General features: G+C 49.8%; 24 protein-coding genes. 10 read left to right on the top strand and 14 right to left on the bottom strand.

Annotated elements, in window-relative coordinates; genetic code table 11:
* The first annotated feature begins 93 nt into the window (after positions 1-93).
* The 5 genes from addB to NYE36_RS05500 all read left to right on the top strand — a co-directional run bounded on the left by addB (position 94) and on the right by NYE36_RS05500 (position 12220).
* Entirely contained in the window at positions 94-3594 is a 3501-nt protein-coding gene (gene addB / locus NYE36_RS05480; RefSeq protein WP_244805638.1) for a helicase-exonuclease AddAB subunit AddB, read from the top strand.
* On the top strand, positions 3581-7285 hold the full coding sequence (gene addA, locus NYE36_RS05485) for a helicase-exonuclease AddAB subunit AddA (RefSeq protein ID WP_241458333.1): 3705 nt from the start codon (positions 3581-3583) through the stop codon (positions 7283-7285). The genes addB and addA overlap by 14 nt, the downstream gene beginning before the upstream one ends.
* Before the next feature lie 64 nt (positions 7286-7349).
* The gene (sbcD, locus tag NYE36_RS05490) at positions 7350-8522 is read left to right on the top strand and encodes an exonuclease subunit SbcD (protein WP_003155146.1); all 1173 of its coding nucleotides are present in this window, start codon (positions 7350-7352) and stop codon (positions 8520-8522) included.
* On the top strand, positions 8519-11911 hold the full coding sequence (gene sbcC / locus NYE36_RS05495) for an exonuclease subunit SbcC (protein WP_265451287.1): 3393 nt from the start codon (positions 8519-8521) through the stop codon (positions 11909-11911). The genes sbcD and sbcC overlap by 4 nt, the downstream gene beginning before the upstream one ends.
* A 15-nt stretch (positions 11912-11926) precedes the next feature.
* Positions 11927-12220, top strand: coding sequence for a hypothetical protein (locus NYE36_RS05500; RefSeq protein WP_003155144.1), 294 nt, complete (start codon positions 11927-11929; stop codon positions 12218-12220).
* Positions 12221-12262: 42 nt separating this feature from the next.
* Here the strand turns inward: NYE36_RS05500 and NYE36_RS05505 are convergent, their stop codons facing one another.
* The 7 genes from NYE36_RS05505 to NYE36_RS05535 all read right to left on the bottom strand — a co-directional run bounded on the left by NYE36_RS05505 (position 12263) and on the right by NYE36_RS05535 (position 14617).
* Positions 12263-12481 carry a spore germination protein gene (locus tag NYE36_RS05505; RefSeq protein WP_003155143.1) on the bottom strand — a complete coding sequence of 73 codons (219 nt, stop codon included), beginning with the start codon at positions 12479-12481 and terminating at the stop codon, positions 12263-12265.
* A gap of 39 nt (positions 12482-12520) precedes the next feature.
* Positions 12521-12916 carry a spore germination protein GerPE gene (locus NYE36_RS05510; protein WP_007409166.1) on the bottom strand — a complete coding sequence of 132 codons (396 nt, stop codon included), beginning with the start codon at positions 12914-12916 and terminating at the stop codon, positions 12521-12523.
* Positions 12916-13092, bottom strand: a complete 177-nt coding sequence (locus NYE36_RS05515; RefSeq protein WP_003155141.1) for a hypothetical protein — start codon at positions 13090-13092, stop codon at positions 12916-12918. The genes NYE36_RS05510 and NYE36_RS05515 overlap by 1 nt, the downstream gene beginning before the upstream one ends.
* Positions 13089-13706 carry a spore germination protein GerPC gene (locus NYE36_RS05520; RefSeq protein WP_031378472.1) on the bottom strand — a complete coding sequence of 206 codons (618 nt, stop codon included), beginning with the start codon at positions 13704-13706 and terminating at the stop codon, positions 13089-13091. Before NYE36_RS05520 ends, NYE36_RS05515 begins: the two co-directional genes overlap by 4 nt.
* 35 nt (positions 13707-13741) lie before the next feature.
* Positions 13742-13978, bottom strand: a complete 237-nt coding sequence (locus NYE36_RS05525; RefSeq protein ID WP_007409164.1) for a spore germination protein GerPB — start codon at positions 13976-13978, stop codon at positions 13742-13744.
* A 12-nt stretch (positions 13979-13990) separates the two neighbouring features.
* Positions 13991-14212, bottom strand: a complete 222-nt coding sequence (locus tag NYE36_RS05530; protein ID WP_003155135.1) for a spore germination protein — start codon at positions 14210-14212, stop codon at positions 13991-13993.
* Positions 14213-14401: 189 nt separating this feature from the next.
* The gene (locus tag NYE36_RS05535; RefSeq protein ID WP_342496880.1) at positions 14402-14617 is read right to left on the bottom strand and encodes an aspartyl-phosphate phosphatase Spo0E family protein; all 216 of its coding nucleotides are present in this window, start codon (positions 14615-14617) and stop codon (positions 14402-14404) included.
* A 217-nt stretch (positions 14618-14834) separates the two neighbouring features.
* On the opposite strand from NYE36_RS05535, the gene NYE36_RS05540 reads away from it, so the two are divergent.
* Positions 14835-15740, top strand: a complete 906-nt coding sequence (locus NYE36_RS05540; RefSeq protein WP_129004123.1) for a fumarylacetoacetate hydrolase family protein — start codon at positions 14835-14837, stop codon at positions 15738-15740.
* 93 nt (positions 15741-15833) lie between these two features.
* Positions 15834-16190, top strand: a complete 357-nt coding sequence (locus NYE36_RS05545) for a YisL family protein (RefSeq protein WP_007409161.1) — start codon at positions 15834-15836, stop codon at positions 16188-16190.
* Here NYE36_RS05545 and NYE36_RS05550 read toward each other — a convergent pair.
* Positions 16187-16420 carry a hypothetical protein gene (locus NYE36_RS05550; RefSeq protein WP_195182938.1) on the bottom strand — a complete coding sequence of 78 codons (234 nt, stop codon included), beginning with the start codon at positions 16418-16420 and terminating at the stop codon, positions 16187-16189. The genes NYE36_RS05545 and NYE36_RS05550 overlap by 4 nt on opposite strands.
* Positions 16421-16455: 35 nt before the next feature.
* The gene (locus NYE36_RS05555; RefSeq protein WP_038456447.1) at positions 16456-16998 is read right to left on the bottom strand and encodes a DUF2777 family protein; all 543 of its coding nucleotides are present in this window, start codon (positions 16996-16998) and stop codon (positions 16456-16458) included.
* 175 nt (positions 16999-17173) lie between these two features.
* Between NYE36_RS05555 and asnB the strand changes: the two genes are divergently transcribed.
* Both asnB and NYE36_RS05565 read left to right on the top strand, forming a co-directional pair.
* Positions 17174-19015 (top strand): asparagine synthase (glutamine-hydrolyzing), encoded by a 1842-nt coding sequence (gene asnB, locus NYE36_RS05560; protein ID WP_025284535.1) that lies wholly within the window; start codon positions 17174-17176, stop codon positions 19013-19015.
* An 85-nt stretch (positions 19016-19100) separates the two neighbouring features.
* Entirely contained in the window at positions 19101-19841 is a 741-nt protein-coding gene (locus NYE36_RS05565) for a squalene/phytoene synthase family protein (protein WP_094032926.1), read from the top strand.
* A 35-nt stretch (positions 19842-19876) separates the two neighbouring features.
* Here NYE36_RS05565 and NYE36_RS05570 read toward each other — a convergent pair whose 3' ends face one another.
* Complete coding sequence (locus NYE36_RS05570; protein ID WP_033574567.1) at positions 19877-21244, bottom strand: MATE family efflux transporter; 1368 nt, start codon at positions 21242-21244, stop codon at positions 19877-19879.
* A gap of 122 nt (positions 21245-21366) precedes the next feature.
* Between NYE36_RS05570 and NYE36_RS05575 the strand changes: the two genes are divergently transcribed.
* On the top strand, positions 21367-22230 hold the full coding sequence (locus NYE36_RS05575; protein ID WP_015239545.1) for an AraC family transcriptional regulator: 864 nt from the start codon (positions 21367-21369) through the stop codon (positions 22228-22230).
* Between the two features lie 144 nt (positions 22231-22374).
* Here the strand turns inward: NYE36_RS05575 and NYE36_RS05580 are convergent, their stop codons facing one another.
* The 4 genes from NYE36_RS05580 to NYE36_RS05595 form a co-directional block, all read right to left on the bottom strand.
* A complete protein-coding gene (locus NYE36_RS05580) occupies positions 22375-22869 on the bottom strand; it encodes a DinB family protein (RefSeq protein ID WP_015239546.1) in 495 nt (164 codons plus the stop codon).
* Positions 22870-23023: 154 nt separating this feature from the next.
* A complete protein-coding gene (locus NYE36_RS05585; protein WP_031378479.1) occupies positions 23024-23650 on the bottom strand; it encodes a pentapeptide repeat-containing protein in 627 nt (208 codons plus the stop codon).
* Positions 23651-23847: 197 nt separating this feature from the next.
* Entirely contained in the window at positions 23848-24288 is a 441-nt protein-coding gene (locus NYE36_RS05590) for a GNAT family N-acetyltransferase (RefSeq protein ID WP_064107909.1), read from the bottom strand.
* A gap of 82 nt (positions 24289-24370) precedes the next feature.
* A complete protein-coding gene (locus NYE36_RS05595; RefSeq protein WP_342496881.1) occupies positions 24371-26212 on the bottom strand; it encodes a bifunctional homocysteine S-methyltransferase/methylenetetrahydrofolate reductase in 1842 nt (613 codons plus the stop codon).
* Between the last annotated feature and the right edge of the window lie 36 nt (positions 26213-26248).

Below are 26248 nucleotides of genomic sequence, written 5' to 3' on the forward strand. Positions count from 1 at the left end.
ACAGTCATCCCGTTTTTACCAGCAGATGAGATTGGTCATTTTCGTCAACTTTCGATAAAATGTAGAAAGATAAAAAGAGAGGGGTCTTCTAATTTGGGTGTTGAGTTTTTAGTAGGCAGATCGGGGAGTGGGAAAACGAGGCTGATTATCGACAGCATTCAAGATGAACTGCGCCGGGAGCCGTTCGGGAAACCGATCATTTTTCTAGTCCCGGATCAAATGACGTTTTTAATGGAATATGAGCTTGCTAAAACGCCGGATATCGGCGGCATGATACGCGCTCAAGTGTTCAGTTTTTCGCGTTTGGCGTGGCGCGTGCTTCAGCATACCGGGGGCATGAACCGCCCGTTTGTGACGACGACGGGTGTGCAGATGCTTTTAAGGAAACTGATTGAAGAACATAAGCACGAGTTTAAAGTGTATCAAAAAGCGAGTGACAAAACCGGGTTCACTGAGCAGGTGGAACGGATGCTGACAGAGTTTAAGCGGTACTGTATTGAGCCTGAAGACGTCCGCCGCATGGCGGAAAGCGGAACGGCATCAGAATATCGCGGAGAGCGGATGCTGTCTGAAAAACTTCATGATTTAGGCATTTTATATCAGCAGATGGAAAGAAGCCTCGCCGGACACTATTTGCATTCAGAGGATTATTTGACGCTGCTCGCTCAGCAGATTCCTTTGGCGGACGTTGTAAAAGGCGCCCGTGTTTACGTCGACGGATTCTATCAATTTACGCCGCAGGAATTAAGGGTGCTGGAGCAGCTGATCATGCATGCTGAACATGTCACATTCTCGCTGACGGCGGACAGCCCTTCGGCGGAACAGGCACCGGATGAGCTCGATCTGTTCAGAATGACGGGAAGCACATATTATAAGCTTTATCAGACGGCAAAGGAATTGAATGCCGATATTTCCTGCAAGGAACTGCATGGCACGAAGCGGCATCAGCATGCGCCGGAGCTTGCCTGTATAGAGTCGCAGTACGATGTGCGTCCCGCCGCGGCGTATACCGGCGGACAGGAAGCTTTTACCGTCATGCAGGCGCAAAACAGAAGAGCTGAGCTTGAAGGTATTGCCCGGGAAATTCAATCACTTGTCCGGGACGGAGGATACCGGTACAAAGATATGGCGATTCTCATCCGTCAGCCGGAAGATTATAAAGATTTGCTGAAGGAAGTGTTTGCCGATTACGGGCTTCCTTATTTTATTGACGGAAAAGCTTCTATGCAGCATCACCCGCTTATTGAATTCATCCGTTCAAGCCTCGATGTCGTGAAGGGGAACTGGAGATATGAAGCGGTGTTCCGCTGTGCGAAAACCGAACTGTTATTCCCGCTTGATCAGCCGGAGCAGAAAATAAGGGAGCAGGTTGATCAGCTTGAAAATTACTGTATCGCCTACGGCATTAAAGGGGAGCGCTGGACGAGCGGCGAGCGGTTTGTATACAGGCGCTTCGTATCGCTCGATGAGGATTTCGCGCAGACGGATCAGGAAATAGAGATGGAACACATGCTGAATGAGACGAGAGAGTGGATAGCCGCGCCCCTTGTCCGGCTTCAAAACCGGATGAAAAAAGCGAAAACGGTTCAAAGCATGGCGGAGGCTCTTTATCTCTTTTTGGAAGATACCGATGTTCCCCTGAAGCTGGACCGGAAAAGGCAGCGGGCCGAAGAGGCCGGAAACATGATCGAAGCGCAGCAGCACGGCCAGGCGTGGGATGCCGTTATCCAGCTTCTCGAGGAGTTTGCCGGCATGATGGGTGAAGATGAAATATCTTTGGCGCTGTTCCAGCAAATGCTTGAAACGGGAACGGAATCGCTTCATTTTTCTTTAATTCCTCCTGCGCTTGACCAAGTATTTGTAGGGAATATGGATCTCTCAAGAATGTACGGCACGTCCTGTACATTCGTCATCGGTGCCAATGACGGCGTTCTTCCGGCGCGTCCGGATGAAAACGGCGTGCTGTCTGATGATGACCGGGAGTGGCTGAAAGCAGTCGGAGTGGAGCTGTCTTCCGCGGGGCGTGAGCGGCTGCTTGATGAGCATTTTCTCATCTATATGGCGCTGTCGAGTCCGTCTGACCGTCTTTATGTGTCATACCCGATTGCCGATGCGGAAGGAAAAACGCTCCTGCCGTCAATCGTTGTAAACAGGCTTGGCGAGCTGTTTCCCGATCATCAGGAAAAGCTGTCAGCGGCTGATCCCGAGCAGGTAAGCGAAGAAGAGCAGCTTCAGTATCTCGTCAATAAACAGGTGGCTCAGACATATACGGCAAGTCAGCTCAGGCTGTGGACAAGAGAGTACGAGATCAGTGACGTATGGTGGAGCGCATACAATGTGCTGATGAAAGAGTCTGATCACCGGCGTGCGAAAAAGCTGTTTTCAAGCTTGTTTTTCCGCAATGAGGCGAAGCGTCTTGAACGGCCTGTTTCGCGCCAGCTTTACGGCGAGCATATTAAAGGAAGCGTCTCCCGGATGGAGGCGTTTAATGCCTGCCAGTTTTCTCATTTTGCATCTCACGGGCTTCAATTAAAAGAGCGGCAGTTTTTCAAGCTGGACGCGCCGGATATCGGCCAGCTGTTTCACTCCAGCCTGAAGCTGATTTCAGACCGGCTTCGTGAGCAGAAGCTGGAATGGCGCGATCTGACGAAAGATCAATGCCGGAATTTCTCCTATGAAGCGGTGGAACGGCTTGCGCCAAAGCTGCAAAAAGAGATTCTGCTCAGCTCAAACAGACACTTTTATGTGAAGGAAAAACTGCAGAAGATCGTCACGCGTGTTTCAGGCATATTAAGCGAGCATGCGAAGGCGAGCGGTTTCGTCCCGGTCGGTCTTGAACTCGGTTTCGGCGGAAGCGGGCCGCTGCCTCCGCTCACTTTCACGCTGAAAAACGGCTGTACGATGGAACTCGTCGGACGGATCGACCGCGTGGATAAAGCGGAAAGTTCAAAAGGCCTGCTGCTGAGAATCGTTGATTATAAATCAAGCGACAGGGGGCTTGATCTGGCTGAGGTGTATTACGGGCTCGCTCTGCAAATGCTCACATATCTTGACTTATCGATTACACATTCCGCGGATTGGCTCGGCATGAAAGCGACACCGGCAGGCGTTTTGTATTTCCATATCCACGATCCGATGATTCAGGCCAGTCTGCCGATGGGGCTTGATGAAATCGAGCAGGAAATTTTCAAGAAATTTAAAATGAAAGGCCTTCTCCTCGGTGACCGGGAGGCGATCAGTCTGATGGACACGACCTTGGAGGAAGGGCGTTCAAATATCATCAATGCCGGTTTGAAAAAGGACGGGTCTTTAAGATCCGACTCAGCCGCGGTCAGCGAACAGGACTTTCATCTGCTGACAGACCATGTGCGGCGGACATTTGAACAGGCGGGCGAAGCAATAACGGACGGACTTGTGTCCATTACCCCGTATAAGCTGAAAGATAAGACGCCTTGTACGTACTGTGCGTTTCAATCGGTGTGCCAGTTTGATGAGTCGCTTAAGGAAAATGAATACCGCAGCCTGAAAGCGGAAAAAGACGGCACCATACTGGATTGGCTGAAGAAGGAGGCGGATGATGATGCAAATTCCTAAACCGAAAGACAGCATATGGACGGATGACCAATGGAGCGCCATCGTTTCTTCCGGCCGCGATATTCTGGTCGCTGCCGCAGCCGGATCAGGTAAAACGGCCGTGCTCGTGGAACGGATGATCAGAAAGATAACCGCGGAGGAAGATCCGGTTGATGTTGACCGGCTCCTTGTGGTGACCTTTACAAACGCCTCAGCAGCGGAGATGAAGCATCGGATCGCGGAAGCATTAGAAAAAGAGCTCGCCAAAAATCCGGGATCTCTGCATATCAGACGGCAGCTCTCTCTATTAAATCGGGCGAGCATTTCGACCCTTCACTCTTTCTGTCTGCAAGTGCTTAAAAAATATTATTATATGATTGATCTTGACCCCGGTTTTCGGATGGCTGACCAGACGGAAGGCGAATTGCTCGGAGACGAAGTGCTTGATGAGCTGTTTGAAGATGAATACGCAAAAGGGAATCAGGCGTTTTTTGAGCTTGCAGACAGATACACGACAGACAGGCATGATCTGGATCTTCAAGACCTTGTCAAACGGGTGTACGAGTATTCCCGGTCGCATCCTGACCCGGAAGCGTGGCTGCAAAGCTTTGTCCGCCTGTATGACGTGACGGAAGAAAGCAAAATGGAAGAGCTTCCGTTTTACCAATATGTGAGAGAAGATGCTGAAATGGCGCTCTTCGGGGCAAAACAAAAGCTTGAGAAGGCGCTTGAACTGACAAAAGCGCCCGGCGGGCCGGCCCCGCGCGCTGATAATTTTCTGGATGACCTTCAGCAGATAGAAGAGCTGATCAGCTGCCGGCATGACTTCGATGCGCTGTATGAACGGGTTCCCGCAGTCTCCTTTAAGCGGGCGAAGGCGGTAAAGGGCGATGAATTTGACAAAGCGCTTTTGGACGAAGCGACCGATTTGCGAAACGGCGCGAAGAAACTGATCGAAAAGGTAAAGACCGATTACTTTACAAGAAGTCCGCAAGATCACTTAAAGAGTTTAACAGATATGAAGCCTGTCATCGAAACGCTCGTTCAGCTCGTGATATCGTACGGAAAACGATTTGAAGCGGCGAAACAAGAAAAATCAATTATTGATTTCTCAGATTTGGAACATTACTGCCTGGCGATTTTAACTGCGGTTGATGAAGAAGGCCGGCGAGTGCCGAGCGAAGCGGCCGTTTATTATCAAGACCAGTTCCATGAAGTTCTGGTTGATGAATATCAAGATACGAATCTTGTGCAAGAGTCTATCCTGCAGCTTGTTAAAAGCGGGAATGAAGAGACGGGAAATCTGTTTATGGTAGGCGACGTTAAACAATCGATCTACCGTTTCAGACTTGCTGAGCCGCTGCTGTTTCTCGGGAAATATAAAAGGTTTACAGAAAGCGGGGAAGGCGCGGGGCAGAAAATTGACCTGAACCAAAATTTCCGCAGCCGCTCCGATATTTTGGACAGTACGAATTTCTTGTTTAAGCAGCTGATGGGCGGAAAAATCGGCGAAGTTGATTACGATGAACAGGCGGCATTGAAGCTCGGCGCATCGTATCCGCCGAATGACGCGGCAAAAACGGAACTGCTGCTCATTGACAGCGCTGATGGCGCAGACAGCTCCGAGGATGCCGAAGACTTTGAAACTGTGCATTGGGAAGCGAAAGCGATAGCCGGGGAGATCCGAAAGCTTGTCTCATCTCCGTTTAAGGTATATGACGGCAAAACAAAAACACACCGGAATATCCAGTACCGGGATATCGTAATTTTGCTGCGCTCCATGCCGTGGGCGCCGCAATTAATGGAAGAGCTGAAAAACCAGGGCATTCCGGTGTACGCCAATTTGACGTCGGGTTACTTTGAAGCCGTGGAGGTAGCTGCGGCGCTTTCAGTCTTGAAGGTGATTGATAATCCGTATCAGGATATTCCGCTTGCTTCCGTGCTGCGCTCGCCCATCGTCGGCTGTGACGAAAATGAACTTGCGCTGATACGCCTTGAAAAGAAAAAAGCGCCGTTTTATGAAGCGCTGAAAGCATATATAGCGAACGCTGACAGGCATGATGACCTGTATCAAAAACTGAGAACCTTTTATGACAGTCTGCAAAAGTGGCGGTCATTTTCGACGAATCATTCGGTGTCTGAGCTGATTTGGGAAGTATACCGCGATACCGGATATTTTGACTATGCAGGCGGCATGCCTGGCGGAAAGCAGCGCCAGGCCAATCTGCGCGTCTTGTATGACCGGGCGCGCTCGTACGAAGCGACGGCGTTCCGCGGGTTATTCCGCTTTTTGCGGTTTATTGAACGGATGCAGGAGCGCGGCGATGATCTGGGGACGGCCCGGGCGCTCAGCGAGCAGGAGGATGTCGTTCGGCTGATGACGATCCACAGCAGCAAAGGACTTGAATTCCCCGTCGTTTTCACCGCCGGACTCGGCAGAAGTTTTAATATGATGGATCTCAACAAATCATACCTGCTTGATAAAGAGCTCGGTTTCGGCACGAAGTATATTCATCCGGAACTCAGAATCAGCTATCCGACTCTTCCGCTTGTGGCGATGAAGAAAAAGATGCGCAGAGAGCTCTTATCCGAAGAATTGCGCGTATTGTATGTGGCGCTGACCAGAGCGAAGGAAAAGCTGTTTCTCGTCGGTTCCTGCAAAAACCGGGAAAAACAGCTGGCCAAATGGCAGGCGCAAGCAGACCGGGCCGATTGGCTTCTTTCTGAATTCGACCGCTATCAGGCGTCATCTTATTTGGACTTTATCGGGCCGGCGCTCATCCGCCACCGTGACATGGAGGCGCACAGGACGCCGGGACTTTCCTCATCTGAGGATATCGCGCGCGACCCGTCGCGTTTTCACATCCGGATGCTGCAGCAAAGTGAATTGCTGGAAGAGAATCCGAAAGAACGTGCTGAAGAAAAGAGCACACGTCTCAAAGCGATTCAGCAGGGCGAGCCGATTCCTGATTCGTTTTCATTTGATGATCAGGCGCGCCGTCTGCTTGAATGGGAATATCCGTACCGAGAGCTGACGGCTATCAGAACGAAGCAGTCAGTTTCTGAGCTGAAGAGAAAGCAAGAATACGAGGATGAATACAGCGGCCGCTCTCTCATCAAACCGTCAGGAGACACGCTTTTATACAGGCGTCCCGGTTTTATGATGAAAAAAGGGCTGACAGCCGCCGAAAAAGGGACGGCGATGCATACGGTGATGCAGCACATACCGCTGACGCACGTTCCGACTGCCGAAGAAGCGGAGCGGACGGTCCGGATGCTTTACGAAAAAGAGCTGCTGACAGAAGAACAGCAGGAAGCTATTGATATAGAAGAAATTGTCCAGTTTTTCGGAACTGAAATCGGGAAAGACCTTCTCGGGGCGCTGCGTATTGACCGGGAAGTGCCGTTCAGTATGGCGCTTCCGGCCGGCGAGGTGTACAAGGATGCCGAAACGGCCGGTGAACCGCTGCTCGTGCAGGGGATTATTGACTGCCTCTACGAAACTGCGGACGGTCTCTATTTGCTGGACTATAAAACAGATCGGATAGAGGGGAAATTCCGGAACGGATTTGAAGGCGCGGCTCCGATTCTGCAAAAAAGGTATGAAACACAAATCGAATTGTATACAAAAGCGGTTGAACAAATTACAAAAACGAAAGTGAAAGGGCGTGCGCTCTATTTCTTCGATGGAGGTCACGTTCTTACACTGTAACAAGATCCGAAGCTCCTTTTTGGAGCGGATCTTTTTTTCTATCAAAAAGTGAGGTGAATGCGGTATGCGCATTTTACATACAGCTGACTGGCACCTCGGCAAAACGCTGGAAGGCAGAAGCCGGCTGAGCGAGCAGGCCGAGGTATTGGAAGAGCTGAATACCATTGTCAAGGAAGAAAATATTGATGCGGTCATTATGGCGGGGGATGTATTTGATACGGTCAACCCGCCTGCGCTCGCTGAACAATTGTATTACGAAAGTCTTTCCGCGCTTTCTGACGGCGGAAAGCGCCCGGTTGTCGTCATTGCCGGAAACCATGACAATCCCGACAGGCTGGCGGCGGCTTCTCCGTTAACAAATGAGCGCGGCATTCATTTAATCGGCTATCCGCGGACAGAACCCGTGCATATTGAGGTGCCGTCGGCGGACGAGCTGTTAGCCGTAGCCGCGCTGGCATATCCGTCAGAGGCGAGATTAAACGAAGTGCTTTCTGATACGTTTGAGGAAAAGCTTCTTCGCGATCATTACGATGTCAAAATCAGAGAGGCGTTTGCTCACATGTGCGGACTGTGCCGGAACGATGCCGTGAAAATCGCGGCGAGCCACATTTATGTCGCGGGGGGAAACCAGACCGATTCAGAGCGTCCGATTGAAGTCGGGGGCGCTTACACAGTTGCCGCTGACAGCCTGCCGGCTGATGCGGCTTACGTGGCTCTCGGCCATCTCCACCGTCCGCAAACGATCAAGCGCGCCAAGACGGCTGCCCGTTATTCAGGCTCTCCGCTCGCATACAGCTTTTCGGAAGCCGGTTATGCCAAATCGGTGACGGTGGTAGAAGCGAAGCCCGGCGGAGAAGCGAAGTGGGAAGAGATTTTCCTGTCTTCCGGTAAACCGCTCGTCAAATGGAAAGCGCAGGGGCTGAGCGAGGTTCACGGCTGGCTCGATGAAGGGCGTGACCGGAATGCCTGGATCGATCTTGATATCCATTTGACGGATCAGCTTTCTCTCGAGGAAATTCATCGGCTGAGAAAGGCGCATCCCGGCTTTATCCATATCAGGCCGGTTTTTGAAGAAAAAGAGACCGAAAATGACCGGATTGAAGTGAAACACACATCAATTGAGGATCGATTTAAGAAGTTTTATGAAAAACAAACGGGCGGCGGCGTGCCGGATGAGGAGATGGTCAAGCTGTTTTTAGAGCTTGCGTCAGCAGATGATGAGGAGGATGCGACATGAAGCCGATTCTGTTAACGATAAAAGGGCTCCACAGCTTCAGGGAGGAACAGACCATTGATTTTGCCGGACTGTCAGGAGCCGGGGTGTTCGGGATTTTCGGGCCGACCGGAAGCGGAAAATCGTCGATCCTTGATGCCATGACACTCGCTTTATACGGAAAAGTGGAGCGCGCCGCAAATAATACGCACGGCATCCTGAATCATGCCGAAGATCAGCTCGCCGTCTCATTTACATTCGCGCTTCAATCCGGCCACCGGGTTTCCTACAAGGTCGAGCGCGTTTTTAAGAGAACGGATGAAACGAAAGTAAAAACCGCCCTCTGCCGCTTGATTGAAATCAAAGACGAACAAACGGTGCTGGCCGATAAAGCGAATGAAGTGAACAAAAAGGTGGAAGAGCTTCTTGGCCTGACCATTGACGACTTTACAAGAGCCGTCGTGCTGCCGCAAGGAAAGTTTGCCGAGTTTCTGTCGCTTAAAGGCGCGGAAAGAAGACATATGCTCCAGCGCCTGTTTAATCTGGAACAGTACGGGGACAGGCTTGTCAAAAAATTGCGGCGGCGGGCGCAGGAAGCGGCAGCGAAAAAAAATGAAATGCTGGCCGAACAATCCGGCCTCGGAGACGCAGGAGAAGATGCGCTGAAGCAGGCTGAACAGCAGTTTCACGAAGCGAACGAACGGCTTGAAGAAGCTGAGAAGAAACGGGTCCGGGCAAAAGAGCGCTTTGAGAATCACCAGGAAATTTGGAACCTGCAGACAGAAAGAGATGAATATGAGCGCCGGGAGAAAAAGCTTGAGGAAAGACGCCCGTACATCACGGATTTGACTGAGCGTCTTAAAGAGGCGGAAACAGCTCTCGCCCTTGAGCCGTACGCAGACCGTTACACAGAAGCCGTCCGCCGGAAGCAGCGCGCCGAACAGGAACACGAACTGGCCAAACGGAAATCAGAGGCGGAAACCGTTTCATTTACCCGGCAAAATGAAGCCTATGAAGCATGGCGGGCCCATAAGGCCGAACAGGAGCCGAAGCTTGTCAAGGAAGAAGAGCTGTATCAAAGACTTTCAGCCATTGAACAAAAACTGTTTGAAGCGAAAAAAGAAGCGGAAAAAACAAATGCGGAACACAGCAAAAAAGAGGAAGAATACGAAGCCGCCTCGAAACAGCTGGCCGGAGTGAAAGACCGCCTGACCCGCGGCCAAAACAGGCAGAATGAGCTGAAAGAAGAGCTGAAAGCAGTTCAAGTGACCGCCGATGAACGGAAAAAATGCCAGACCGCCGCACAGCTGGCGGCAGGCTTTCAGCAGATACAGGAACAAATCACGAAAGAACGGGCCAATCTGACAACGCAGCTGAAAAACGTGGAGAAGCTGAACGGAGAAAGCGAGTCGCTCACAGCGAAAGCGAAAACGGAAGAGGAAGATATTACGCACGCTTATCAAACGCTTCAAACCGTTTACCATATGGTCTGTGAAACGGAACGTTCACTGAAAGCCGCAGCCGAACGGGCTGACAAAACGCAAGCCGATCTCCGCAGGCGCTCAGAGGAAGCGAGAACGGCTGCATTAACAAAAGAATTATCGGAAAAACTAATCGAAGGAAAGCCTTGTCCTGTATGCGGCTCGACGCAGCATGACCGCCCGCGTTCCGCTCATGAAACATTCTCGCCTGATACGGCTGTACAGGAACAGCTGCAGCAGGTTGAAGCGCTGCTTTCTGAGGCGGCGGCTCTTTCTCAGGAAGTGCTGACAGCCAAGGTTGCATTAGAAGAACAGTCGGGGCGTTTTACCGAAGAATGTCCGTTTCTGCAAAGCGTCCGGGTTCCGGAGCTGGAAGCCGCTTCCTCCATCAGCGGACGCCCGCTTGATGAAGCGTTCAGCGCCGTCCGCTTGGAATGGAAACAAATGAAACAGGATATGCTGTCGGTAAAAGAGAAGGTCACAAGACTGATCAGCGCGCATCAGCAGACGGTGAAACAAGCTGAGCAGCTTGCCGAACGAATCCGCTACGAGGAAAAAGAAGCCGACCGTCTCAGACATTCATTAGAAGAGCTTGAATCGCTGTCAGAAAGCCGATTGAATCAGTACAATGAAGTCTGCGGTGATATTCCGCCAAACCGGATTGACGCCTGGCAGGCTTCGATAGATGAGAAGGACAGGCAGGCAGAAGAATGTGAGAAGCGCATTGAAACAAGCATCGCATTCCTCAAGGAACATGAAGAGGAGAAAGAACGCCTGCAGGAGATGAAGCATCGGCTTGAACGGGAACGGCTCGAGCTTCACTATGCGTCTGAGCGCCTGCAGCAGGTGATTGACGGGTATGAACAAGAGCTCGGAACAGCAGCCGAAGAAACATCAATTTCCGCAAAGCTTGAAGCGGTGCGGCAGGAATTACAGCTGTTACAATCCAAAGAACAGTCCCTATTCGACGCGCTGAAGCAGGCGCAGCAATCACTGAATGACGCAAAAGGCCGGGAATCCGGGAGTCTCATGTCACTCAGGGATGCTGAGACCTCCCTTGAGAAAGCGCAAAACGACTGGCGCGTGAGGTCAAAAGACACCGGGTTTGCCGACCCGGACCAAGTCAAAAAAAGTCTGCTTCCGCAAGGGCGTGCAGAGGAAATGAAAAAAGAAATAGATGAGTTCTTGGACACCTCAAAACAGCTATCGGCAAATATCAGCCGTGTTACTGATAAATTAGCCGAGCGCCGGATATCGGAGGAAGAATGGACAGCATCCGTTTCTCTGCTGAAGCAGGCAGAGGCTGAGTCAGGCGCCGCCATGGAGGAAAAAGGAGCGCAGGCAAAAGCCTTCGCGGTTATGCAAAAACAGCATAAGCGCTTTAAAGAGATTGAAGCCGAACTGAAAAGCTGGCAGACACAGATTGACAGGCTTGATAAGCTCCAGTCTGTATGTAAAGGCAATACATTCGTCGAATTTTTAGCGGAAGAACAGCTGGAAAGCGTGGCTCGAGACGCCTCTGCCCGTCTCGGAGCTTTGACAAGGCAGCGGTATGCCATATTAGTCGATTCAGAAGGCGGTTTCGTCATGCGTGATGACGCGAACGGAGGCGTCAAACGGCCCGTATCAAGCCTTTCCGGCGGAGAGACGTTTCTGACATCGCTGTCGCTTGCGCTTGCCTTGTCCGCCCAGATTCAGTTGCGGGGGCAATACCCGCTGCAATTCTTTTTCTTAGATGAAGGATTCGGGACTCTTGACCAAGGGCTCTTAGACACCGTTGTCACAGCGCTCGAAAAGCTGCAATCGGACAACTTATCCGTCGGAGTGATCAGCCATGTGCAGGAGCTGAGAGCGCGTCTGCCGAAAAAATTAATCGTTCATCCGTCCGAACCGGGCGGGAAAGGCACCCGGGTCACATTGGAGATCATGTAGAAAGGAGAAGGAATCATGGCCGATTCTGCCGAGGGCACATGTGAATTATGCGGCCGCCATCATGTGCGGCTGACGGAGCACCACTTAACGCCTAAGGAAGAAGGCGGGACATTCCTTCCGACCGCAATGCTCTGCATCCCTTGTCATAAACAGGTTCACGCGCTCTATACGAATCAGGAGCTTGCGGCAAGGCTCGCGGGAATAGAAGAGCTGCGGCGTGACCCGAAACTCGCGCGGTTTGTGAAATGGATCAGAAAACAGCCGCCGGAAAAGCTTGTAAAAACAAAAAAAGCAAATGAACGAAAATAACGCTGAACCAAAAGCAGCCCTCTTCTGAAAGAGCGCTGCTTTTTAGGCGTTTCCGACCACATTTTGATCGCTGACATCGGGGTCTATATAGTTTGTCGCATTGACAACGTTGTTTAATAACAGGAAATCTCCGGTATTGCCTGCTCCCGAACCGAGCGCAGATTTAGAAGAGCTTTTTGGAGAAAGGTAAAAGGAATCACCAAAGTTTACGACTCCGCCCGATATGGAATTGATAGCTATAGGTCCGGTAATTGCTGGCATAAACGACACCCTTTATAGAAGTCTCACCGTCATTATATGTCAGGGCTGCTGTGATTGTGAGCTTGGCGTGAAGATCTGCCTAATATGTTTCAGCCGCGAATCTCCCAGAACGATCGACGTCGATCCGATTTGAACCACGGACGCTGACGATACCCCTTGAACTTTCACATTCCTTACCCGAATTGAAGGGTTTTCATGGCAGAATGCGCTTTGGACTCCCGTTTCCGGTAACGGCATGACGGCTGGCTGCCGAAAAATCTGGTATTCTTTTTTGTTAAATGAGCCTTCATCATCTCTGTATACAGCAAGACTACGCTGATCGGCCAATACTTTGATCCGCATATTGATTTCATTTGTATCGCCTGCTTGAAAGACACTCGCAATCCCGACTGAATTGATTTTGGCGTTCCGGAGGCGTGAAATGCGCTTTAACATTATTCCGGCGCCAGCGGCACATAAGGCCCGATAATAAGAGATTCCGGAGGCGTGTCAAAGATGGAAGACAGATAGACGGAATCGGTGTCGCCGATTAATAATAAGGAAGAACTGGATACACCGGTAGACCGGATGTCGCCGACTTCAATATTCCGGTTAATCACTGTAAAAATCATGACGGATCATCACCTTTCATTTCACCAGGTATGTGCTTAATAAAGTGCTCGACGGCCCTGACAATATCACGCTTCACATGTTCGGCAATCTGCTCGGCATATTGCGCGGGCGCCGTATTTTCTTCTTTCGGGACATGGGACAGATAATACTGAATCCGGCTGTCCATCTGCTTTCTGATATCTTCAATAATATGATATTTGTTCGCTTCGTCCAGCCTGCTCTCATACTGAGTTTCGAGCTGTTCTAAAAGCGCGGGGATTTCTTCATTCAGGTACATATCGACGTTTTGGCGGATTTGCTGCATTTGCTGGCCCGCCTGTTCCTGCTGCATCATTCCGACCTGCGGAGATGTCTGGCCGACTTCGAAGTTTTGCACGGCATTCGGATCAGTCGGATTCAATCCGATATTCAGCGTTCCTTCCAGCCGTTCAATTTTCAGCTGATCAAATTTATACTCGAGCCGATCGATTCTTGTAGAAGGCTGCTGCTTCAGCGTTGAAATTTCATTTTGGAATTCTTTCAGCTGCCGTTCGAGCTCCTGAATCTGCTGCGCCTGCTGCTGGACGAAAGAATTTAAATTCTGCAGGTAGGATGAAACGGATTGATCATACATGACATTCACCTCGCGTCTCGTTTCCTTCATTAAAACTACCGGCTTGGCGGCTGGAGCGGTACAAATGATGAGGTGCCGGGACCTCCCCCTGTTGTTACAGTCTGCTGCCCCGCGGTGACAGGCGGCGCCGGCTCAACATAACTCCCTGTGTTGTACAGATTGGAAAGAGATTTAATTGAACCGGCGCTTCCGATTTGCAGTATGGAGGAATTGCTGACAGATTCTACACGCATGTAATTGATATGGATCGACTGATTGACGTAAAAATTCATACGGCGCCTCCTTTATGCGTTTCCTGCCATCGGCTGATCGATTACATCATTATCGTACACATTCGTTGAATTCCTGTAATTCGTCAGTGTGAGATTGTCTCCGGTATTGAAGCTGCCCGCTCCGGCAAATGTCTTAACCTCTGCTTTTGGAGAAATGGTGATGCAGTCGCCTATATGAACGACTCCGCTCGTACCGACGGCATTAATTTTAAACGCTCCGACAATTGCGGGCATACGAGCACATCCTTTTCGTGAAGATTTTCATGACTACACTCCAAGAGCTGATCTGGGCTGCCTGCCTAAAATAGCTTATGACAAATGCACATTTTTGTGAGCGGAAAAAACTTTAGACGTAAAAACACCGGCGCTTTACGCATGCCGGGTCTTATACATAAATGATACAGATTTATATACATATCACGTTTATGAGAAAGCCTCTTTTTTTCCTGCGGTGCGGCCGTGCTCAATCTGTGCGGCCGGGTTCAGCCCGCTGTCTTTCGTTTGTTGGATGAGCCCGCCCCGGCACCCGTTTAAAAGGCTGTCCAGCTCCTGGCTGCACCTGATGGTCTCCGTCGCATTGATTCCTAATTTTTGCGCTGTCTCGAATAAAGTTAATCTTTTTTCTTCAATTTTGTTCATCGTGTGATCTCCAATTCTCGATTATTTTGGAAAACATAGGATGATAATAGTATAACCCATTTTGGCCAAGAAGGTTTTATTTCGTCAATATGACTAAAAAAGTGACAATTTTTGATACTCTTTTACACTTATTTTCAGCCTGTTTAAAAGAGGAATTTCCCGCCCGGAGGAAGAATACATAAAGGAATGCCAGATTTAAAAATGATGGGGGATTAACATGAAATTTGCGACAGGGGAACTGAACAGCCGAAAATTTGTCGGTCTGATCATTGATGATGACAAAATCTTAGATCTGCAAAAGGCTGAAAAAAAATTGTTTGAACTTGAGACGATTCCGGGTTCGCTGATCGAGTGCATTCAAAAAGGAGATAAGTTTGTCGCGCATGCCGGACAGCTTGCGGAATGGGCGAAAAAACCGAATGACGAGTCGGGTTCATTTATGTATGCGCTGTCTGACGTAAAGCTTTGCGCGCCTATTCCGAGACCTTCAAAGAACGTGATCTGCATCGGGAAAAATTATCGTGATCATGCTGTTGAAATGGGGAGTGAGGCTGATATACCGGAGCATCCCATGGTTTTTACGAAAGCCCCCGCTGCCGTTACAGGTCACGGAGAAACAGTGAACAGCCACTTGGACGTAACGGAGCAGCTTGATTATGAAGGGGAGCTTGCGGTCATCATATCAAAAAGCGGATCGCACATCTCCAAAGAACATGCGCTTGATCATATATTCGGCTATACAATTGTAAATGATATAACAGCGCGCGATCTGCAGAAGAAACATAAACAGTTTTTTATCGGCAAAAGCCTCGATACGACATGCCCGATGGGCCCGGTCATTGTACATAAGTCGGCCGTCAGTGATCCGCAAAGCCTGAAAGTTGAAACGCGGGTGAACGGAGAATTGCGCCAATCAGGATCAACGGGGGACATGATTTTTCCGATAGCTGAATTAATCGAGACGCTGTCAAAAGGGATGACGCTTGAAGCCGGTGACATTATAGCGACGGGGACGCCGTCCGGTGTCGGAAAAGGGTTTAAGCCGCCGAAATTTTTAAAGCTGGGGGACCGCATTGACATTACAATTGAACCGATCGGCACGCTGTCGAACCAAATCGGATAATTGTGTGTCCATCGCACGATTGATAATGCTCCGAGCGGCTTGTTGTGGTACCATAAGTGAGGCAGATTGATCTGATAGGGGGAATTGAACATAATGACACATTGGCATATTACTTCATGGGTCGTTGCGCTTATCCTGGTGTTTGTCAGCTACGGGCTGTACGGTTCCGGAAAAGCGAAGGGCGCAAAAATTACGCATATGATTCTGCGCTTATTCTACATTATTATTATTCTGACCGGAGCTGAGCTTTTTGTCCGTTTTGCGAATTGGAACGGAGAGTACGCCGGAAAAATGCTGCTCGGCATCATTACCATCGGACTGATGGAAATGCTCGTCATCCGCAAGAAAAAAGGCAAATCAACCGGCGGACTGTGGATCGGTTTTATTATCGTGCTCGTCCTGACGGTGCTGCTCGGCCTACACTTGCCGATCGGCTTTCACGTATTTTAATCAATCGCTTGAAAAACCCGGATGCATCCGGGTTTTTTTAGTTGCGCATACATTCTGCGCAACTGTGCCGCTGAATGAGAAATGCCGTGGCAGGGGGATGTTGATGAGGCGAAGGAGATTTGCAGGATGCCAAAAGCGTCAATCACTCTTGTTACCGCAAAAGCTGCGGCTGTGAAGGGTAAAAGCAAACGCCGGGCGTCAATCAGCGTGAAAAACAAAGCTGAATACATCAGGCGGCACCTATTTAAAAGGTGCCGCCTGTTTGTTACGCGGTGCCGTCTTGTCTTGCCGCTGAATACATAATGGAGCGCCGCCCGTCAGATGCCGTCCATTCAAATCTGTCGTGTTTACCCGAGCTGCCGCGGTGATGCTGCAGGGCGCATTGTGCGTCATCCGCCGAGAAGTGATAAAACGAAACGCCTTCACCGGAAAACAGCGCCTGATTGTAGGAAAATACGCAATCATATACAGACAGGCCGAACCCGTGAAGATGGCTGAGAAACAGCAGAAACGTTTCATCGTCCAGCGAATCGAGCAAGGTTAACAGCGGCCGTTTGACCGCCTTTTCATAACGGATTTCTTCCCCGCCGAGCAGGGGGATGGTGTCTGCGCCGATTTCGGCCGCACCGCCGCAAATCCGTGCCGGCTGCCATCTGCCGCCGCGTTTCATCAATACGTCTGCGTTTCCTAGACTGTCTGCCAGCAGGATATCGCCTTCATCGTTTTCGACGAGGCAGATGCCGTCCTCTATCATCAGGGTGCCGCGCCCCCATTTGTTTTTTTCTGAGAAAAGCTGTTTTCGTTTCATAACCGTGCCGGTCTCCTTTGTTTGTTTCTTCTCTTCCGTTCTTTCCAAATCGGGCTTGTCTCATACAACTCTTAGTGGGACAAATCAACTATCTGCGTTTCTTTGCATAAACTGGGTAAAGTGCTGATAGAAACGAATTTGATACCGACAGAAACGGGATTGGAGCTGATATCACATGTGTGGAATTGCGGGTTGGGTCGATTTTCAAAAGCAGCTCGTCCAAGAGAAACATATTATGAACAATATGATAGACACTCTTTCAAAACGAGGGCCTGATGATTCAAACGTCTGGGGAGAGCCCCATGTTTTATTCGGACATAAAAGACTTTCGGTCGTTGACATTGAAGGCGGCCGCCAGCCGATGGCCTGCACGCATCAAGAGGAAACGTACACCATCATTTATAATGGCGAGCTGTATAACACGGAGGAATTGCGGAAGGAGCTTCAGGCGAGGGGCCACCGTTTTGAGAGGACCTCTGATACAGAAGTGCTGCTGCACAGCTATATTGAGTGGCGGGAGGAGTGCGTGGACCGCTTGAACGGTATTTTCGCTTTTGCCATCTGGGATGAGAAGCGCAAGCGGCTGTTCGGGGCAAGAGACCGGCTCGGCGTCAAACCGTTTTTTTATAAAGAACACGGCTCTTCCTTTCTGTTTGGGTCGGAATTGAAAGCCATCCTTGCTCATCCTGATGTGAAAGCCCGCACAGACAGCGGCGGACTTGCGGAAGTATTCGGACTCGGGCCGTCCAGAACTCCGGGCTGCGGAGTGTTTAAAGGAATTCACGAGGTGCGTCCCGCCCATGCGTTCACTTTCTCAAAGGACGGTTTGTCCATATGGCGTTATTGGAATGTAAAGAGCGAAAAGCATACAGACAGCTTCGATGAAACCGCGGCTCACATTCGGTACTTATTTCAGGATGCAGTGACACGCCAGCTCGTATCTGACGTGCCGGTTTGCACGTTTTTATCAGGGGGGCTTGATTCGAGCGCGATAACCGCGATAGCCGCCGCTCATTTTGAGAAACAAGGCAGAGATCCCCTTCATACTTATTCCATTGATTATGAGGAGAACAGCAAATTTTTTAAAGCGAGCGCCTTTCAGCCGAATGATGACGGCCCGTGGATCGATAAAATGACAAATGCATTCGGCACACAGCATCATAAGTGCGTGATTACGCAGGATCAGCTGGTTGAACATCTGGAGGAATCCGTTCTCGTCAGAGATCTGCCGGGCATGGCTGATGTTGATTCCTCGCTATTATGGTTCTGCCGGGAAATTAAAAAAGATTTTGTCGTGAGCCTTTCCGGAGAATGCGCGGACGAAATTTTCGGCGGATATCCGTGGTTTCACACCGCGGCAGAAGAAGACGGATTTCCTTGGATGAGGTCGACTGAGGAAAGGATCACGCTCTTGGATGAAAAGTGGCAAAAACGGCTGAATCTTAGAGAATACGTGAATGCGAGATATGAAGAAACCATTGCGGAAACGCCGCTGTTAGACGGTGAGACGGGAACAGATAAAGCGAGACGGCAGCTGTTTTACTTAAATATGCTTTGGTTTATGACAAATCTGCTCGACCGCAAAGACCGCATGAGCATGGGCGCAAGTCTTGAAGTACGGGTGCCGTTCGCCGACCACAGACTTGTGGAATACGTTTGGAATATTCCTTGGGAAATGAAAATGCATGGCAGCCGGGAAAAAGGCATCTTGCGGAAAGCGCTTGAAGGACTGCTTCCTGAAGATATTTTGTACCGCAAAAAAAGCCCTTATCCGAAAACGCATCACCCGAAATACACGCAGGGGGTCACAGAATGGCTGAAAACGATTTTACAACAGAAAGATTCCGTGCTTCACACCCTGCTTGACAGAAAGAAGCTGGAAATGCTGCTGGAGACAGAAGGTTCATCTTTTCAGGTTCCGTGGTTCGGCCAGCTGATGAAAGGCCCGCAGCTGATCGCCCATCTTGCCCAGATCCATACATGGTTTGAGGCGTATCGTATCGATATAGAAGAATAACAGTGCCGCGACCGGTTTCCGCTGAAGGATATCGGTCTTTTTATTGTGAAACATATGGTACACTAAAAAACAGAGGAGTGATACCATGACCGAATACGAAACATGCGCCCAGCTTGCCGAGGCGCACTTTCCTTTATATAAACGGACTTTCTCATCCCTGCCGCCAAAAAACAGGCGGGCCGCATGGGCGGTGCTTGCTTTGTTTCACGAAGCTGACCGGCTTGATGTGCAGGAACTTGGAGGATTTGAACAGGCGGCACAAGACTTTCTGAACGGGTCCCGCGCCGACGGCTTTTTGTGGGAGGCGCTCACCGATGCGCGGCAGCAATTTGCGCTTGAAGAAGAGCCGTTACGTGAGTTTATCGCCGGCCAAATCTCTGACAGAGAAAAAGTAACGTATCAAGAGTTTGATGACCTGCTGATGTACGCGGGCCAAACAGGCGGAGCCCTCGGCCTGCTTCTGCTGCCGGTTTGCGCGCGCCGGAACCAAGAGAAACTCCGCCATGCAGCCGTTTCATTAGGAGCAGCCATTCAGCTGACCCGGGTGCTTCTGGAGGTCCATACGGACGAGCGGGCGAAAAAGCGTCTCCCGCGCCAGGTGATGAAGCAATTCGGCTATACGGAAGAAGAGCTGGAGAGCCATACCGTCAACAAAGCTTTTATGAATGTATGGGAGTACATCGCATTCGAGGCCGAGGCGTATTTCGAGGAGGCGTCTGAAGAGCTGGAGCTGTTTCCGTTATACTCAAGGCCCGCCGTTACCGGTTTAGCGGCACATTACCGGTCAGAGCTCGGTGACATGAGACAACAGCTTTCACAAGCATAAAAAAACGCCCGGCTTCATAACGAAGCTTCGGGCGTTTATGCAATCCCTTTTTGAATCCAAATCCGCGACCGCCATCTTCTGTACATAAGGATGCCTCTGACCCATTCATCCGCGATAAATGAAATCCAGATGCCCATAAGCCCTAATCCGAAATGGATGCCGAACAGATAAGCGAGCGGCAGTCCGATACCCCACATGGAAATCATTGCCATGTAGACGGGGAATTTTGCATCTCCGGCAGCCCGCAGCGAGTTGATGATAATGACATTGAATGAACGGCCGGGCTCAAGAATGATCGTCATGGCGATCAGCATGCTCGCCGTCGCAATAATGTCAGGGCTGCTTGTGAAAATTCCGATCAGCTGCTTTGAAAACAAGGTCATGATCACGGATGTCAAAGCGGCAATGCCAAGCGCCCAGTACAGACTTTTCATGCAGCGGTCATAAGCGTCGTCAAACCGTTTGGCGCCGATATATCTGCCGATCAAAATCTGTGTGCCCTGGCTGATCGCCGTTCCGAACAGCAGGATAAACATGGTGATGTTTTGTGTATAAACCTTTGTCGTAAGCGCCTGAGCGCCCATAATGGCGATAAAATAAGTGACAACCATTTGCGAAATGTTGTAAGACAGCTGTTCGCCGGCAGACGGAATCCCGATTTTCAGGAGTTTCCGCAAGTGCTCTTTATGGACGTGAAAAATCTTTTGCCATGTCAGACCGAGTCCGATGCGTTTTTTGACGATCACAATCATCGCGACCAGTCCGATGATCCGCGCGAAGGACGTTGACATCGCAACACCGGCGACGCCTAACACCGGAAGGCCGAGCGGCCCGAAAATGACAAGAAAGTTTCCGGCAATATTTAAAATATTCATCCCGATCGTAACGAACATCGTATCCTTCGTATGACCGTAGCTTTTTAAAATGGCGCTGAACGTCATAATCAAAGCCTGAATGAAGGACAGCCCGCCGACCACCTGCAAAAAGACTTTAGCATCCGGCATTAATTCATTGGAAAGACCCATCACATGAAGCAGCGGAACGGCCGCAAAAAATATGGCGGCGCTGATGGCGAGACTGATGACAAAGTTCGCTCCTATTGATACATAAGCGACTTCCTGCGCCTCTTTTTTCTGTTTAGATCCTAAAAACTGTGAAATCACAATTGTCGTACCCGTTGCGATAAAGCTGAACATCACGATAATTAAATTTAAAATCTGATTGCTGACACCCACGGCCGCCACACTGTTGTCAGAGTATTGGCTAAGCATAAGAGTGTCGGCGTTTCCCATAAACATATATAATGAAACCTCAATAAATATCGGCCAAGTCAGCGCGTATAATGAGAGTTTGTGATCAGAGGATTGTTTGAACGCAGCCCGTTTTAAAATCGCTTGTTTCATTTCTTTTAACCCCTTTCCTGACAAAATCAACGTTTAAAAGTGTACCTCCATTTTCTTATAATAAAAAGGGAGAGAAACGAAACTTCTTGCAAAAATCCGACTTAAAAAGGAGGGCCGAAAATATGTCCTTTCTCGAGTTCACAGTTCCTCCGTTCCCGGTCTTTATCGCTGCGGGAGAAGGAGTGTTCAAAAAAGGCGAAACCCATGTGAGACGGGTCTTCCCGGTGTTTGATCTGCTGTATGTGAAAGAAGGCGTCCTCTACATTACAGAAGACGAAAACGCCTTTTCCGTTGAAGCCGGAGAATATATTCTGCTTTCTCCCGGCCTTGAACATTACGGGACAAAAGGCAGTGAAGAAACGACATCCTATTCGTGGCTTCATTTTGAGGGAGCGGCTTATGAGATGGCGGAAACAACCGGGAACAATTGGTCGGAGCTGAGGCGAAAAAAAGGGAGCTTTGAAGAGCCGTCCCGCTACCGGCTGTCCCTGCCGCAAAAAGGGAAGGTGAGACGCCCGCAGTTTATGGCCGGGCAATTCAGTGTGCTGACAGATGACAGCGCCGAGAACTCCGATCTGCCGCTCAGAAAGCAGATTCTGTTTGAAGAGCTGCTGCTCCATCTTCAGAAAGAAGCGTTCCAAATCCCGTCCGCAAAGGAAAGAGTCGCATGGGAGGCCGCCCGGTACCTGCAGGAGCACTATCAGGAGAAAACAACCATCAAAGCGCTCTCTTCGGCTCTTCATTACAACCAAGACTACGTGACCCGCTGCATGCAGCAGGTGCTCGGCGTCACGCCCGGCCAGTATACGAACAAAGTCAGAATGACGGAGGCGAAACGTCTTTTGTCCGCAACCAATGACAAAATGGGGGCGATCGCGGACGCCATCGGTATGGAGGACCCAACCTATTTTTCCAAACTGTTTAAACAGATTGAAGGCATTTCGCCGCTTGAATACCGCAAATTCGTAAGCCGGAAAACGGACTGACCTAAAACCAGAGAACAAAAGAGGGATCAGTAAGCCATGAAAATGACAATTTACGATGTGGCCGAAAAAGCGGGCGTCTCCAGCTATATCGGATTATGATAGATTCGAAGTAAAAAAGCAAAGGCCCGGGAGGCCTTTGCTTTTTTATGATTCGTATGAGAAAAAAATGTAGTCAGTCGGCACGCCTTTATAGCCCATTTGGTGAAGCATCGCGGTGATATTGCCGCGATGGTATGTGCCGTGATTCACAACATGCCGGATCACATCGGCATATGTCGTCTGAAGCGTCCCCAGGCGCGGATGAGAAATAGAGATCGGACCTTCCGGGTTCTCCATTTCTTTTAAAAATTCGCTGAATTCTTTGTCCAGTTCAGTCATTCTATGTTCAATCGCCTCAAAATCTCCGTCAAGCTTTTCAAATTGATCAAACTGCGAGACGATTTGTTCGAAAGTTTCTCCGTAAAGCACGTGAAGCCAAATGTAATCAGCCCGGTATATATGCACAAGCACGGCGTTCACAGTCGGAAAAACACTTTTCAGTTTCTGCTGTAAGCTGACCGCGGGCAGCGTCTTCAGATGCTGAATAACTTGCTCATTTGCCCATCTGTGGTAGTGATACAGCTTTAAAATGTCTGACATTCCAATTCCCCCTCTTCCTTCCGGTACATTCAACATGGCCTGGCCGAATTCCTTTTATCGAAACAAAAGCGCCGCAAAATAAAAAGCAGCACCCCACATCACCAATGCCGAGCATTTATTCAGGATGCCGCCCGCCGTTTCGTTTAATAAAAGATCACGTCACAATGGCTCCGAGCGCTTCTGCGAATGTAACGGCATGCGCCGGAGAGATGCGGCATCCTTTCAGCTTCTCAAGTGAGACATGCAGATGATCAAATGTGCACGTGCTGATATCCATATTAAAAAGAGACGTGCCGATAAAATTTGAGCCGTTCAAATCACAGGCGTCAAGATCTGTGTATTCAAGAACGGCATCATTCCACTCGCTTTCTGTAAGAGCGCACGTGTCAAACCGGACATGCTTCATATTGGAATAGCTGAAGGAGCTGTAATTTGCGAGGCAGTCTTCAAACCGTACATGACGCATGGCGGAATCCGCCAGATTCAAGCCGAGAAGTTTTGAATGCTGAAACGCTGTTCTATGGATGATGCTTCCGCTGAAATCAGCGTTTGAGACATCACATTTGTCAAACAGGACATCCGTACATTCCATATGTCTGAAAGAGACATCCGTAAAAACGGTGTTTCTGAAAATGACTTTTTCGGCGCGCAGGCCGTCCAGTTTGCTGTTTACGACGGCGTTCTCTATGACGACTTCTTTTATGAGGTCGTCCTGAAGCGCTTCTGTGAAAGAAAGCACCGGCAATTCTTTCGGGATTTTCGGTTTTTGGATCGTATTCATCTCATACTTCCTTTTCTGAATTAATAGCTGAAAACGGCAATTGACAGATATCGTTTTCTGCCTGCCATCCTTGCTGTTGCGTAATGTACAAAGGGTATTAAAAAAGCGGGAGGGCGTCAATAGTACCGCATATAAAAGCAGGCGTGACATTCAAGGTAATGCCCTTAGAGACATGTCCCCAAGGGCATTTGTCTGTTTCAGGCGAGTTCTTTATACATGATCACATGCGGGCCGATGCCGGGTATGTCAAAGGGGCTGCCCGTGCTTTTCCAGCCGAGCTTTTCGTAATATCCCTTTACGTGACATCTGGCGTTGCACCAGACAAGCGCCGCCCCCATATCTGCCAGTTTCCGTTCTGCATAGGCGATTAACGTGCTTCCCGCTTTTTGCGTCCGGTATTCCTCAAGCGTCGCCATGCCGCGCAGCTGATAGGCGGGCGATGCCTGTAAAGCCTGCTGGTTCTGCGGGTAGAAAGAAGCGATGCTGATCAATGTCCCGTCGTAAAAACCTCCGAGATGAAAGGCTCCTTTGACGCTGTCCTGATCATATTTACAATCCTCAATCGTCTGATGGGGGCGCAGCACGCTGTGTCTGATCGCGTATGTGTCTTCTGCGGTGATGGGTTTTACTTCAACCATGAAAAAATCCTCCTTTGCTTGATTCTTTTTCTGTATCGTACCATGAAAAAGCCGCCTGTCATATCAGGCGGCCTCTTTCGCGTCAATGCAAATATACATCAGCCCGCTTTTCATCCTTTTGCTTAATATAAGCTGCAAGCTCTGACGTCAAATCAGAACGGAGAAACGGGGTGATTAAATAAATGCCGTTAAACAGTTCGCACGCCGTGTCGAGAAGCGACTTGGCGATGGCGAGGCCTTCGGCTTTCTGCTTCCGCTTGTCTTCGCCGGCGAGCGCCATTTTTTCGCGGATGCTGTCTGACAGCTTAATGCCCGGGATTTCATGATGGATGAACTCTGCGTTGCGGCTGCTCGTTAACGGCATGATTCCGATATACACCGGTGTTTTGAGATGCTTCGTTTCATGATGAATGTCAATGAGCTGCTGCTCCGAGTAGACAGGCTGGGACACGAAGTAGTCAGCTCCGCACTCTATTTTTTTCTCCAGCCGTTTTACTGCTTTATCAAGGTGGCGGACATTCGGATTAAATGCTCCGGCTACGGAAAAGTTCGTTTTCTTGCCGAGCGGTTTCCCAGATAAAGAAATGCCCTCGTTGAATTGTTTAATCAGCCTGATCAAGTCAAAGGACGTTAAATCATAGACGGAGGTAGCCCCCGGAAAGTCGCCGATTTTTGAAGGATCACCCGTGATGGCTAAAATGTCGGTGAGCCCGAGCGTATCCAGCCCCATTAAATGTGACTGAAGGCCGATGATGTTGCGGTCTCTGCATGTAATGTGAACGAGAGAACGGATATCAAGACGCTCTTTCAGCAATGAACCGCAGGCTGCATTGCTGATCCGCGGTGTCGCCAATGAATTGTCGGCGAGCGTCAGCGCTTCTATGCCGGTTTCTTTTAATTCAGATGCCGCTTGCAGAAATTTGTCAAAATTCAATTTTTTCGGCGGATCAAGCTCTACGATAATTGACCGTTTTTGAGCGGCGATTTCGTTTAAACCCGGCTCGGTCCGTTCGTTGCGGACTGAGATGACTTCTTCTTCCCGTCTGATTTTCACTTCTTTCTCAGTGACGGGGGAAAGGCCGCGAACCGCTTTAGCCATGGCTCTGATATGGTTTGGCGTCGTACCGCAGCAGCCGCCGATAATGCGCGCGCCCTGAGTGCGGAACTGTACGGCGCTCTCCCGGAAATAGGCATCGTCCGTATCATAAACAAGCCGGCCTTCTTCTAATGACGGAAGGCTGCTGTTCGGATAGACCGATAAATAAGCGTCACTGAAAATCGGCACTTCGGTGAGCGCTTCAATCATGTGGTACGGGCCGAGCCGGCAATTGATTCCCGTTATGTCAGCGCCGAGATCGGCAATTGACCTGAGGGCTTCCCGAAGCGGCGTTCCGTCCTGCAGCACGCCCTGTTCGTGCATGGATACGTTCAGCATAATCGGAAGTTCCGTTTCTTTTCTCGCGATCTTCAGCACTTCGCGCGCCTCTTCTAAATCATAGTATGTTTCCAGAAGCAGACCGTCCGGCTCTTCGTGCAGCAATAAATAAAGCTGCTCCCGAAAGCTGCGTTTAATCTCCTCCAGGCTGTAGGCGTTTTTGTTAAAGGTGCGGATGCCGCCCATCGTTCCCAATACATAAGCGCCGTCTGAGGAAGCGCGCGCGATTCTGACCGCCTCCTGATTGATTTTTTTCGTTTCATCCTCAAGTCCGTATCTTGAGAGCTTAATAAAATTCGCGCCGTACGTATTTGTCTGGATGATGTCTGCCCCGGCTTCCACGTAAGCCTTATGTATCCGCTTGATTTCTTCGGGCTTTGATACGTTCAGTTCTTCAAAACATCTGTCAATGCCGTAGGAATAGAGGAGAGTGCCCATCGCGCCGTCTCCGATTAAAATCCGTTCTTTTAAGTCTTGTAATAGTCCCATTGTTTGCCTCCTTCGTCACATTCAGCAAGGAAAAAA

It is taken from the genome of Bacillus sp. FSL R5-0593 (genome assembly GCF_038603755.1).
Taxonomy (GTDB): domain Bacteria; phylum Bacillota; class Bacilli; order Bacillales; family Bacillaceae; genus Bacillus; species Bacillus velezensis.

Bases quoted from the DNA above. Each gene is read 5' to 3' on its own strand.
- NYE36_RS05505 (WP_003155143.1), bottom strand. From the start codon at position 12,481: ATGCCAGCAATTACCGGACCTATAGCTATCAATTCCATATCGGGCGGA.
- asnB (WP_025284535.1), top strand. From the start codon at position 17,174: ATGTGTGGAATTGCGGGTTGGGTCGATTTTCAAAAGCAGCTCGTCCAA.
- NYE36_RS05555 (WP_038456447.1), bottom strand. From the start codon at position 16,998: ATGAAACGAAAACAGCTTTTCTCAGAAAAAAACAAATGGGGGCGCGGC.
- sbcD (WP_003155146.1), top strand. From the start codon at position 7,350: ATGCGCATTTTACATACAGCTGACTGGCACCTCGGCAAAACGCTGGAA.
- NYE36_RS05580 (WP_015239546.1), bottom strand. From the start codon at position 22,869: ATGTCAGACATTTTAAAGCTGTATCACTACCACAGATGGGCAAATGAG.
- NYE36_RS05540 (WP_129004123.1), top strand. From the start codon at position 14,835: ATGAAATTTGCGACAGGGGAACTGAACAGCCGAAAATTTGTCGGTCTG.
- NYE36_RS05520 (WP_031378472.1), bottom strand. From the start codon at position 13,706: ATGTATGATCAATCCGTTTCATCCTACCTGCAGAATTTAAATTCTTTC.
- NYE36_RS05525 (WP_007409164.1), bottom strand. From the start codon at position 13,978: ATGAATTTTTACGTCAATCAGTCGATCCATATCAATTACATGCGTGTA.
- NYE36_RS05500 (WP_003155144.1), top strand. From the start codon at position 11,927: ATGGCCGATTCTGCCGAGGGCACATGTGAATTATGCGGCCGCCATCAT.
- NYE36_RS05530 (WP_003155135.1), bottom strand. From the start codon at position 14,212: ATGCCCGCAATTGTCGGAGCGTTTAAAATTAATGCCGTCGGTACGAGC.
- NYE36_RS05590 (WP_064107909.1), bottom strand. From the start codon at position 24,288: ATGGTTGAAGTAAAACCCATCACCGCAGAAGACACATACGCGATCAGA.
- NYE36_RS05550 (WP_195182938.1), bottom strand. From the start codon at position 16,420: ATGTATTCAGCTTTGTTTTTCACGCTGATTGACGCCCGGCGTTTGCTT.
- addA (WP_241458333.1), top strand. From the start codon at position 3,581: ATGCAAATTCCTAAACCGAAAGACAGCATATGGACGGATGACCAATGG.
- NYE36_RS05565 (WP_094032926.1), top strand. From the start codon at position 19,101: ATGACCGAATACGAAACATGCGCCCAGCTTGCCGAGGCGCACTTTCCT.
- NYE36_RS05545 (WP_007409161.1), top strand. From the start codon at position 15,834: ATGACACATTGGCATATTACTTCATGGGTCGTTGCGCTTATCCTGGTG.
- NYE36_RS05510 (WP_007409166.1), bottom strand. From the start codon at position 12,916: ATGTTAAAGCGCATTTCACGCCTCCGGAACGCCAAAATCAATTCAGTC.
- NYE36_RS05585 (WP_031378479.1), bottom strand. From the start codon at position 23,650: ATGAATACGATCCAAAAACCGAAAATCCCGAAAGAATTGCCGGTGCTT.
- NYE36_RS05575 (WP_015239545.1), top strand. From the start codon at position 21,367: ATGTCCTTTCTCGAGTTCACAGTTCCTCCGTTCCCGGTCTTTATCGCT.
- NYE36_RS05535 (WP_342496880.1), bottom strand. From the start codon at position 14,617: ATGAACAAAATTGAAGAAAAAAGATTAACTTTATTCGAGACAGCGCAA.
- sbcC (WP_265451287.1), top strand. From the start codon at position 8,519: ATGAAGCCGATTCTGTTAACGATAAAAGGGCTCCACAGCTTCAGGGAG.
- NYE36_RS05515 (WP_003155141.1), bottom strand. From the start codon at position 13,092: ATGATTTTTACAGTGATTAACCGGAATATTGAAGTCGGCGACATCCGG.
- NYE36_RS05595 (WP_342496881.1), bottom strand. From the start codon at position 26,212: ATGGGACTATTACAAGACTTAAAAGAACGGATTTTAATCGGAGACGGC.
- NYE36_RS05570 (WP_033574567.1), bottom strand. From the start codon at position 21,244: ATGAAACAAGCGATTTTAAAACGGGCTGCGTTCAAACAATCCTCTGAT.